The sequence below is a fragment of the Treponema primitia genome, from assembly GCF_046533075.1.
GTDB lineage: Bacteria > Spirochaetota > Spirochaetia > Treponematales > Breznakiellaceae > Termitinema > Termitinema primitia_B.
In genome coordinates this window covers 1-10841 of the sequence record NZ_JAJQRB010000081.1, presented here as the reverse complement: position 1 = coordinate 10841, position 10841 = coordinate 1, and the positions used below count along the sequence as shown (strand labels likewise).

Here is a 10841-nt window from a genome sequence, read left to right as displayed (position 1 = left end):
CGGTCCCCGTTTCCCGGTTCAGCAGGGCATATCTATTATAATAATGCTTTTCCTCCGGAATGAGAATATCATTGACGATGATTATACAGACAACCCGGTTAGCTTGTTTCCAGTTTTCCCCCCGTTTAATCTGTTCGGTGACCATTTTGACGGCATACTCGGTAAGCCGTTTGCGCAGGCCGCCATAGGCGGAGACCTGGATTTCCACATCGATTACGATACCCGATTTGGTATGGACTTTTACGTCCAAAACCCCTGCTTTGTCATCCTCAAACTCCCGTTTAAGATTAGGATCCACGATGGTTAGACTGTCGTATTCCGCCTCGGGCAGATTCAGGGCAGCCTTTAAAAACCCGGCAAGAATATCGATATTCCGCTGGTCGCCGAAGATGAGCTTAAAAACATAGTCCACCATAATTTTGAGCACTGGTTTTTTCATAAAAACCTCCTGCCCTAAATAGGGAGTTAGACCTCGGTTTTGCTTTAGTCTGCGGAAAAATATTTTTGTTTTTTAGGAAAATGCCCATGGCGCCGGGCGCTTTTTTCACCTTCGTCGCCTTAGCGGTTTTTATTCTGCAATATTCCGGGCGGTCTTACCATCAATCAATAGTTATCCAACATGCTGCGTTCCCCTTCATTCTTGCTTCGTCTCTGTATGGTTATATAACACAATAAGCATCAGTAGGCCCAGGCCAAAGAGGGTTATACCGCTTATGTTTACCCAGAGGGGATGCATGAAGATGGCTCCATAGGGTTTTTCGGTGTAGAGCATAAAATTTGCAAGCACATTGTGATAGGCGTGAAGGAATATGCAGGGCCAGATGGACTTGTACCGGCAGTAGACCCAGCCGAGAAAAAGACCGACTATAAACGTGTTTACGGCCTGCCAGGGGTTAAGGTGCATGATACCGAAAAGCGCGGCACTGAAGAGCAGGGCCTTTCGCCGGGAATATACCCGGCAAAAACGCCGCAGGAGTATTCCACGGAAAAAGGTCTCCTCGGTAAAACCCGGAAAAAATGCGCCCAGCACAATAGCCGCCAATAAAGATTCCCTCTTCCCGCCAAAAAGCCCTTCCGGGATGGGAAACACCGTTAAAAAAAGATTGAAGAATTCCGAACTGAGGATTACAAAGCCAAAGAACATAATTAACAGGGCCGCCCATATATGTACCGGCATTGTGCGCCAGACAAAAATGCGCCGTAACTCGTCCTTGCTGGTTCTGGCGGCAGTAAAAAGCACCACCCCCAGATAAGCGCAGGAACTGAAAAAACCGGAATCCAGATGAACAATCCCCAAAACCATGTTTGCCGCAAACCAGAGACCGTCGGCGAAAAAACAAAGCAGCAGGGCTTTTTTGAACGTAAAAGCCCCTTTATCCAGGGCTTCTCCGGCTGCGATGATTTTGCTGCTCAGTTTATACTCCGCCATGGGGCTTACTCACTTTCTGTTTTTTCCTCCCGCAAAAAATAATAACCGCCAAGGCACAAAAGGCGAATAATAAGTTTATGATGTTATGCCAGGCGCCTTTTTGCGAGGAACATTAACACCCTACCACCGTTACATCTCCGTTATTGAGCCACTTAATCCGATCGCCCCATGCTGGTTTATCGGGGCGGCGATCAAAAATAATCAGATAACACTTTACCGGTGTACCGCCGTTTGCGCCGGCAAAACTATCCCGGTATCCCAGGGTTTGTTTGATACCTTCGGCCATAAGCGTCTCAAAGGACTTCCCCTGCCTGAGCAGTTTGATCTCAAGGATATTCCAGGCCCCATGGTATTCTACCGCCAGATCCATCCTGCCCCGGCCTGCGGCGTATTCCCGTTCGATACGGCCTGAACCGTTGGTTATCCGCTGGAGAAAGGCCATAAGCAGTAAATGGGGGAATGCTTCGGGGTAATCCGCTGCCTGTTCCCATACTTCGGAATTGTTCTGCCAGAAGTCCTGGAAGGCTTTTAACAGGGCGTCCATATCCAGGGTGCCATCAGGCTTCGCCCATTGCCAGGTTGAAGGGGGCGGTAAATTATCATGGTATGGGGCGTCCAGGTACCGGGTCATGATTTCTTCATAAATGGGGTTGGAAATGGTAAACCCGGTTTGCGTATCCCAGCGTACCAGTCCTAAATCCATGGCCAATTCTATATCGGGGCTGGTCCGGGACATGGCGAGGTTTGTTTCACCGGTGATGATGGTCTGTATTACCCGCCGGATACGCTGGTCCCGCAGCCGTTCGCCCAAGGCATCAAGGTGGGTTTCCCGGGCTTCGATCATCTGTTTGCGGGCTTCCTGGATGTGATCGATGGTTACCGTTTCGGTACTGTCCCGCTCTAAAACCCGCATAGTAGCCCGCATAAACAGGGAATTGACAATCCAAGGTTGGCCCATGGACTGGTCATAAACATAATCCAGGGCTTCTGCGCTTATCTGCTGGCCGGTTTCTGCGGTTCGTTGGGCAAAGAGCCGGCCTATATCGTCCTTTTGAAAATTGGATAAGGAAGCGGAATCTGATTTGATATTGAAGGGAGAACCGGGGTTAGGCGGGATGCCGCCTTTAGAGGCGGTAATATAGTCCTTGAGGTCCCGCATCCCCACCAGGGCAATGGAGATAGGGAATTTTCCCGCCCCCCGGCCGGCAAAGCCGCCACGAAGCTGCCGCAGGAAGCTAATTAGGGGCTCCCCCTGCAATACATCAACTTCGTCAAACAGGACAATCAACGGTTTAGGCGCGACCAATTCACACCAGTTTATCAAGGTGGTTTGAACCAGGCTTTCAACATCTTTTTCTTCAGCATGAGGGATAGGTACATCGAACAGCTGAGCAAAATTGAGAATAGAATGGTAAATGTTTCGCATTGCCCTTTCCGGGTCGGCGATGCCCTGACAGCTTTCCACACTCACATAACAGGCGATAGGCTCGGAGTCACTATTGCCTGCGTTTATTTCCCGCATCCAGCTCTGTAAAAAGGTGGTTTTTCCCGTCTGCCGGGGGGCGTGGAGTACCCAATAGAGCTTGTCGGCGATATACCGGTCTAATTGAGCTCCTACAAGCCGTTCCGCCGGTGGCAGCATATAGTGATCGTCCGGATTACAGGGACCGGTGGTGTTAAAAAATCGGATTTTTCGTTTGCTCATTTGTCTATACTATACCCGGAATTGAGAAAAAAGGAAGGTATTATCGTGAGACGATTTAATGTCTTTACCGTTTAAACACCGCTAAACTTTCGATATGCGCGGTCTGGGGATAAAAATCGTAGCCCGTGAGACTAGCCAGCCGGTAGCCTCCGGCCAATAACTCCCCGCTGTCCCGGGCCAGGGTGGCGGGATCGCAGGACACATAGGCCAGAACCGGGGGGCCCTTTTGAGCCAGGGTCCGGCGCAGGGCAGGGGAGAGACCCTGCCGGGGCGGGTCGGCTGCCATAAAGCCGTAGCCGCTGTCCATACTGCAGCCCTGTACCCAGAGATCTCCGGTTTGGGCGAAGAGCCGGGTTTCCATATCCCGGGTGTTTTCCCGGGCCAGGACTATGGCTTCCGGGTTCTCCTCTACCAGATCCGCGCGGGGAAATTGTTCCCCCAGGAAGGCCGCGAAGGTTCCCACCCCGCAGTACAGATCCGCCATGGGGAGCCCCGTATCCGCTTCCGCAGCAATACTGCGCAGATCGTCGATGAGGAGTTCCAGCATGGCGGCGTTGCTCTGGAAAAATACCCCCGCGTCCATGCGGATCTCCTTGCCGCGCAGTATTACTGTGCCGCGGCGCTGGGTTTTACCCCGGATATTCCCTTCGCTTACCAGGGTATTGTCCCGAGAGTAGAGGGTAAACCGGTCTTGGCCGGAGGGAGGCTGGGCGGAGGCTTCCCGGAGAACCGCCCGGAGTCCCGGATCGGAGACGGGGCAGTCCGTAATCGGGATGATCTCATCGCTTTTACGGGCCTTGAAGCCCACCGCGTTTTTCTCTTTACGATTGGGGATACGATGCAGTTGTATCCGGTTCCGGTATTCCCAGGGAGGGGAGGGGATAAGGGGTATCTTGCCGGGCAGGGGGATACCCCCCAGCCGGGTAAAGGCGTCCCGGAGTATGAGCGTTTTTTCCGCAAGCTGGGTTTCGTAGTTCAGGTGCTGGAGGGAACAGCCGCCGCATATCCCATAGAAGGGGCAGGCCGGTTCTACCCTGAGGGGGGAGGCTGCGGACAGTTCTACCAGTTCAGCCCGGGCCCAGTGGCGGTTTTCCAGGGTAATCCGGCCGGTCACGGTATCCCCCGGCGCGCTGAGATCCATAAAAATTCGTTTGCCCTGAAAACTCAGGATACCCGCGCCGCCGGCGGCAATGTGTTCCACCGGGGCGGTAAAGATTTCACCAACTGCCATTGAAGGAATATTATACCGCTATTGTCAGGATTATAACATAGGGACTATAATAGACCTATGGTTGAAGAATGGATAACAAGCGATGACGGCGCCCGCCTTTTTCTGAGGCGCTGGATGCCCCAGGGACCGGCCCGGGCGGTATTGCTTATCGTTCACGGAATGGCGGAACATTCCCTCCGGTATGAGCCCCTGGCTTTACGTTTAGCCAAAGAGGGTTTTGAGGTATGGGCGGCGGATGCCCGGGGACACGGCATGACCGCCGATAGGACGGTGAATGATCCCGGTAAGGGAGGCCTCCTGGGGCATTGTGCGGACAGGAACGGTTTTTTCCGGGTAGTTGCGGATATCAATATTCTGGTGGATGCCGTTAAAGCGGCCCACCCAGAGCTGCCCCTGTACATCCTGGGTCATTCCTGGGGTTCCTTTTTGACCCAGGCTTATATCGAAGCCCACGGCGATCGCCTGTCCGGGTGTCTGCTTTCGGGAACCCGTGGGCCCGATGGGCTGAAAATCACCCTTGGGGCGCCCCTGATGGGCCTTATCGCCATGCTCCGGGGGAGCCGCCGGCATTCCCGCCTGTCCGTGGCCCTGGCGGACGGCGCCTACAATAAGCCCTTTCGCCCCAACCGGACTCCCTTTGACTGGCTTTCCCGGGATGACAAACAGACCGATGCCTTTGCAGCTGATCCCCTTTGCGGAAACATCTGTTCTTCGGGGTTCTACCGGGACCTGCTCCGGGCGCTTGGGGAGATACACCGGCCCCAAGCCATGGATCGTATCCCCCGAACCCTGCCTATATACATTTTTTGCGGCAGCGCCGATCCCGTGGGGGATATGGGGAAAAGCCCCTCCGCCCTGATCAGCGCCTACCGGTCCATGGGTATCCGGGACTTGGAATTTGTCCTCTACCCCGATGCCCGGCATGAACTCTTGAACGAAACGAACCGGGAAGAAGTGATGGGCAATATCCTCCGCTGGCTTACCCGTCGTCTACCGTAAACCAGGTAATTTTCTTGCGGTTAAAACTTTTTAAATTGTGGTAGTTTCTCAGCGATTGAGCCCATAGACAAAGGCGTGGTTTTTTTGTATACCTATGATCATCATATTGTGTTTGCATCTTTAGTTTATCCTTCTTTATTCTGTTAACTAAGCGAGGCTCCTTTGCGCATCCGATATGGGGCGGAAAAGAACGGCAAACCCGTTAAAAAAGCGATTGTCTATACACAAAACGAACACGGCATCAGCTTTTCTGATGTGGATAGTGATGCGGTGTATATCACCGAGCGGCTGCGGGCCAATGGCTTTGAAACTTACATAGTCGGCGGCGCGGTCCGGGACTTAATGCTGAGGAAAAAGCCTAAGGACTTTGACATTGTAAGCGAAGCCAGCCCCACCAGGATCAAGAAGATATTCCGGAACGCCCGGGTTATAGGCCGCCGCTTCAGGCTGGTCCATGTGTACTTTGGCACGAAAATTTTTGAAGTTTCCACCTTCCGTTCCCTCAAGGACGGTCCCACCAGCAATACCTTCGGGACCATAGAGGAGGATGTCCTTCGCCGGGACTTTTCCGTGAACGCCCTTTTTTATGACCCCGGCACGCAGGTGGTGGTGGACTATGTGGGGGGTATGAAGGATATTCGGAATAAGCTGATACGTCCCATCATCCCCCTGTCCTTTATCTTCAAGGATGATCCGGTGCGGATGATCCGGGCGGTCAAGTACGCCGCCACCACGGGATTTAGAATCCCCCTGACCCTGAGATGGAAAATAAAAAAACAGGCCCCCCTGCTCGCTCCGATATCCCCCTCACGGCTTACGGAGGAGATCTTCAAGATCATCCATTCCCCCTGCGCCGCAGCGATAACCGAAAGCCTGGAATACTTCGGCCTTTACGAATACCTCCAGCCCAATGCCTCACGGCAGATGAAGGAAAGTGAAAAATTCCGGGCCCGGTATCTGAAGGGCCTGGGTGAATTGAACCGGAACGGAAACACGAAACCCGGAGAAACCCTGGCGGCCCTGATTCGGGATTATCTGGTTGATTTTATTGACTGGGACGCCGAGGGGCTGACGGAAAACTACAAGATCGCCTTCATGGCCGCCCGGCAGTTCGTCCTTCCCATGAATCCGCCCCGGATGGAACTGGACCATGCGGTACGGCTTATTTTTGCCGAGCATGGCCAGAATGTAAAGAAGGTCCGCTTCTTTGACCGGGGCAAACCCCAAGCTCAGGATCGTGAACCCCTGGCCGCCCCCGATTTCCCGGGCAGCGGCATACTCCCCCCGCATCCTTCCGCCGTTTTACCTGCCGGAGAGGGGGGCGCTAAAAAACGCCGCCGCCGCAGACACAAGCCGCACAGTAATCCTGCTGCGCCAAAAACGGAATAGGTATTAGTTTCCCTCATACCAGGCCCCTCTTGTTATGCCATGTTTGACCAGATACCCGGCATTAACCAGCGATTTTACCGTTTTTTTCGAGGTCTCAATATTCAGGTTAAGCGCTTCGGCAATTTCTGCGGAAGTCCATTGCGGCCGTTTCTTAAAAAGATCCAGGATAGATACCGCTGTTCGTGAAAGCCGTAGGTCAATTGGAACGGCGGTATCCGGTTTCATCAACCGAATTTTTTCTTCCAGATGCCTTTTCTGCTTTTGCAGGGTAGAAAGAAAAAACGATAACCAGGGTTCATAATTGGTTTTACCGGACCAGATGTTTTTTTGGGTTAGACGAAGCGAGCGGTAATAGCCTTCTTTATTTAATTCTATTATGGATTCCATGGAACTATAGGGTATATATCCATAGCCTTTTTTCAATAACAGCAAAACTGTTAGGGCTCGGGAAAGGCGGCCGTTTCCGTCCTGGAACGGGTGAATGGCGAGAAAATGTACAATAAAAACCCCTATGACAAGCAAAGGATGCAGGTAGGTATCTTCAAGGTTTTTTCTTGTCCAGTCTACCAGCGCTTCCATAAGGCGCGGCGTATCGAAAAGAGAAGCAGTTTCAAAAACGATACCGATTTCATTACCCTTTGAATCGAAGGCCGCAACGGAATTGGGGAGTTTTTTGTATTCTCCCCGGTGATTTATATCCTTACCGACATGTTTAAGCATGATTTTGTGCAATTGTTTGATATAGTTTTCAGAAAGCGGTATTAGTTCATAATTTTCAAAAACAGTATCCATGAGTTCCGCATAGCCGGCTACCTCTTCCTCGTCCCGTGATCCAAAGGATGTTTTCCTTATGCGGGACAACAGTTTTTCAACATCGGCGTCGGAGAGCTTGTTGCCTTCAATCCGGTTGGAAGAACCAACGGATTCAACCGTTGAGATTTTTCTCAAAGTACTCAGTTGTTCCGGCCGCAGTTGGGATAGGCGAATCCAGGCGCCCTTAAATTCATCAAGTTCGGCAATTTGACTGAGCATTTGCGGAGTAATTTTAATATCGCGGATAATCATCGTTGTTACCTGTTAATACCCTATATTACCTAATAATACCGGATATTCCATAATAAATCAATCCGTAATTTTAAATTATACACGCATAAAAATGATTCCGCCCCCTTAGGGCTTTAGCCGTTCCAGCACTTTTGCCGTTTTCTCCCCATACCGGTCCGGCGCGGCGGCGGCTGCCTGTTCCAGCCAGCGTCTTCCTTCGGCGTTACGCCCGGCGGAAACCGCATTGAGTCCCAGGGCGTATTGGATCAGCGCCGAATCTGCGTTGTTGGCGGCGCTGTGTTTCAGGGCGGTGTTGTAAAGCTCCTCCGCCTTGGCGAAGTTTTTTTCATTATAGGCCAGGAGACCCAGGTAGTAGTAAGGGGCGGTGTGGTCGGGCCGCACTGAAAGGGCTTGGGTGAAGGATTCCCCGGCGCTTGCACGGTCTCCGGCGGTGTAGGCCCTTTGTCCGGCGTCAATAAGTTCCGCAAAGGTCCTGCGGGAAGCCAGATAGGTATGGTAATCTGCGGTGAGTGTTTCAAAATCGGTCCGGAGGGTCAGCCGTTTTACGGCGGCCTGGGCATTTCTCTCCGCCGAGACGTTTGGGGAAAGGAACAGGAACATCTCCGTAAGGGTTCTGAAATAATCTTCGTTATTGTAATTTAAGAAGAAGGAAGCCAAAGACCAGGCCAGGGGCTTAAAATTTTCTATGGGCTCCCCGGAATATTCTTCCGTATCCGCAAGGAGTATGGCCTCAGGTTCCGCCGCATTGCTCCCCAGGCCTTTTACCGTGTTCAACCAGCTAAGATTTTCGTCATACACCAATTCCTGGGAGGAAACATCAAAATGCAGGGTGCTGAAAACAATGGCGAACCCGTCCCGCATCCAGGAGGGGGGATTGGCGATAAAAGCCCGGAGGTACTGGATAAAAGCCTGATGGGAAACCATGGCCGCTTCCTCGGCGCTTCCCCGGTGTATTACCAGTTCCCGCATATCCTCCCGGATGTAGTGGAAATACACCGCTCCGGAGGGGAAGCCCGTCGTTTCGTCAAGCCGCGGCTGAACATAGTTTTTGTACGCCTCGCCATCGCTGATGGACCGGACCTGCAGGGGCCCGTTGACAGCGCTGAGGTCAAAACGGAAGAGCCGGTTATAGAGATCCATCCGCAGTTCCATTTCCTTTAACAGTAATTCCGCGTCCGCCTTATCTCCGTCGGAAAAAACACGGTAGTTTTTCCCCTGGACCAGGACCGGTTCCAGGGTCTGCGGCTCCGGCGGGCCCAGCGGTTCAGCCAAGACCGGCGTTGCGGGCGCATTTTGCAACGGAGTTTCCCGCGCATTTTGCAACGGAGTTTCCCGCGCATAGGGGTCGACGAAATCCGGCGGCTCTTCGATGACGGAGTCCCAGTCGTAGTTCAATTCATCCTCGCCGTAATCCTGGGCCGGGGCAGCCGTTGGGACCGGCGTTACCGGGGCCGGAGTGGGCGCCGCTTGTTTGGCGGCCGGCGTTACCGGGGTCGGCGTTGCGGGCGCCGCTTGTTTGGTGGCGGGCGTTACAGGCGCATAGGGGTCGACGAAATCCGGGGGCTCTTCGATGACGGAGTCCCAGTCGTAGTTAAATTCGTCTTCGCCGTAATTCTGGGCCGGCAGAGAAAATGTCCCAACCAGTATTATTAATAGAACCACAATATACTTTTTCACCGTTCCTCCGGATCTCATTCTTCGGTTAAACCGTTTTGAATGAATTTATCAATGATGATATTTACTTCTTCTATCAGAATTCCCGTGTACCGTTCAATATTATCTATTATATAACGCTGTAATTCGTGGATATTCCCCCCCAACTGGGTTCCGTAGGGTACGTCAATGGTAATCACCAGCCTATATCCTTCGGAGTCATCCTTGACCACCATTTTCTTGATCCGGATATTCTGATTATACTCATCCACGCAGTGGATAACCATCTGGCTCAGGGCAGCCTGGGAAATGATAACCTTACCCCGTTTTGAATATTCCGGCCGTACCACCGACTTTTCATGTACCGATGGCCCTCCGCCCAAGGCGCCGGGTCCCTTTTTTCGCTTAAAAATCTTGATGGCATCGTAAAAAATATTGGGATAGTTCCGCTTTATCTCGATACTCGGGACGGGGATGACGTGTTTCCCCTCGATCTTCCTGGTCCGGATAGCCCGTTCAATCTCTTCCTGGGAGGCGATATCCTGAATTTTGATGATCTTGCTGATGGGCGGAAGCTGCAGCCGGGCGGCAATCTTGTTCACCATCTTCTCCGAGGTCCCCAGGATGAGGATTTTCTTTGTTTTTTCGGTCTGAAGCTTCCTGGCCACTTCATCCCGCTGCCCCTTATTGTCAAAGAGGGCCACCTTCACCGCAGCCATGAAGGTTTTTTCCCGCTTAGCGGAGTGGCCCGCCAGGATTCGGTTATCCCGGATCAGGAGCCCATCGTCGATGATAAAGTCGATTCCGTATTTCTGGGCTACAAGTTTGGCCCGGAAACTTTTGCCGGTACCGCTTTCTCCGACGAGGGCAAAGGTTTTTATCCTCCGCAGGGGGGAGAGGAAATCCCAAAACATTATTCTATTATAGAAGGAGAGATTGTACCTTACAAGCACTGAGAAAACTACCGGGGTTTGAAGATTTTTAGAAGGATAAAACCGCGAAGGCGCAGAAGGCGAAAAAGGAAAGAGAAAAGAGAAAATACGAATTTTTAAAAAATCGATCCTCAGGGTAAAGCGTTTTTCATCATAACTCCCTTATATACGCAGCGGGCCGAAGAGCCGCGCTTAAAACCTGGGCTTAGGCCCATTAAGGAGCTGTTATGAAACTATCTTTCCTGGTCCCCTTTTTCTGGGGCGAACTGCGCCGGAAGGCCAGGGAAAACGCAAAAAAAGGCGTTCCCCTGGACATACTCTCGGATTTTGTCTTTAAAAGCCTCTTTACCGACGACAACGAGGACTCCCGTGATGCCCTGCGCCATCTCCTCTCCGCCTGTATCGGCCGGCCCGTCGCCGCTCTGGACATTCAGAACA

The 10841-nt window shown here is 52.3% G+C and carries 9 protein-coding genes and 1 pseudogene; 3 read left to right on the top strand and 7 right to left on the bottom strand.

Annotated features, from left to right (window positions below; translation table 11 throughout):
- The 4 genes from LQZ19_RS16640 to LQZ19_RS16625 form a co-directional block, all read right to left on the bottom strand.
- On the bottom strand, window positions 1–439 hold a 439-nt coding region (locus tag LQZ19_RS16640), incomplete at its 3' end, for an Rpn family recombination-promoting nuclease/putative transposase (RefSeq protein WP_411048814.1).
- 195 nt (window positions 440–634) lie between these two features.
- Window positions 635–1429, bottom strand: a complete 795-nt coding sequence (locus LQZ19_RS16635; RefSeq protein WP_411048813.1) for a CPBP family intramembrane glutamic endopeptidase — start codon at window positions 1427–1429, stop codon at window positions 635–637.
- A gap of 112 nt (window positions 1430–1541) precedes the next feature.
- A complete protein-coding gene (locus LQZ19_RS16630; protein WP_411048812.1) occupies window positions 1542–3134 on the bottom strand; it encodes an ATP-binding protein in 1593 nt (530 codons plus the stop codon).
- A gap of 64 nt (window positions 3135–3198) precedes the next feature.
- Window positions 3199–3420: a hypothetical protein gene (locus LQZ19_RS16625; protein WP_411048811.1), complete on the bottom strand. Its 222-nt coding sequence runs from the start codon at window positions 3418–3420 to the stop codon at window positions 3199–3201.
- Window positions 3421–4422: 1002 nt separating this feature from the next.
- Between LQZ19_RS16625 and LQZ19_RS16620 the strand changes: the two genes are divergently transcribed.
- Both LQZ19_RS16620 and pcnB read left to right on the top strand, forming a co-directional pair.
- Window positions 4423–5364 carry an alpha/beta hydrolase gene (locus LQZ19_RS16620; protein WP_411048810.1) on the top strand — a complete coding sequence of 314 codons (942 nt, stop codon included), beginning with the start codon at window positions 4423–4425 and terminating at the stop codon, window positions 5362–5364.
- 162 nt (window positions 5365–5526) lie between these two features.
- Complete coding sequence (gene pcnB / locus LQZ19_RS16615) at window positions 5527–6753, top strand: polynucleotide adenylyltransferase PcnB (protein ID WP_411048809.1); 1227 nt, start codon at window positions 5527–5529, stop codon at window positions 6751–6753.
- 3 nt (window positions 6754–6756) lie between these two features.
- Here pcnB and LQZ19_RS16610 read toward each other — a convergent pair whose 3' ends face one another.
- The 3 genes from LQZ19_RS16610 to LQZ19_RS16600 form a co-directional block, all read right to left on the bottom strand.
- Complete coding sequence (locus LQZ19_RS16610; RefSeq protein ID WP_411048808.1) at window positions 6757–7785, bottom strand: Fic family protein; 1029 nt, start codon at window positions 7783–7785, stop codon at window positions 6757–6759.
- Between the two features lie 138 nt (window positions 7786–7923).
- Window positions 7924–9495 (bottom strand): tetratricopeptide repeat protein, encoded by a 1572-nt coding sequence (locus LQZ19_RS16605; RefSeq protein WP_411048807.1) that lies wholly within the window; start codon window positions 9493–9495, stop codon window positions 7924–7926.
- Window positions 9496–9509: 14 nt separating this feature from the next.
- Window positions 9510–10385 (bottom strand): hypothetical protein, encoded by an 876-nt coding sequence (locus LQZ19_RS16600; RefSeq protein WP_411048806.1) that lies wholly within the window; start codon window positions 10383–10385, stop codon window positions 9510–9512.
- A gap of 245 nt (window positions 10386–10630) precedes the next feature.
- Between LQZ19_RS16600 and LQZ19_RS16595 the strand changes: the two are divergent.
- Window positions 10631–10841: pseudogene (locus LQZ19_RS16595) on the top strand (Rpn family recombination-promoting nuclease/putative transposase); the annotation flags it as partial.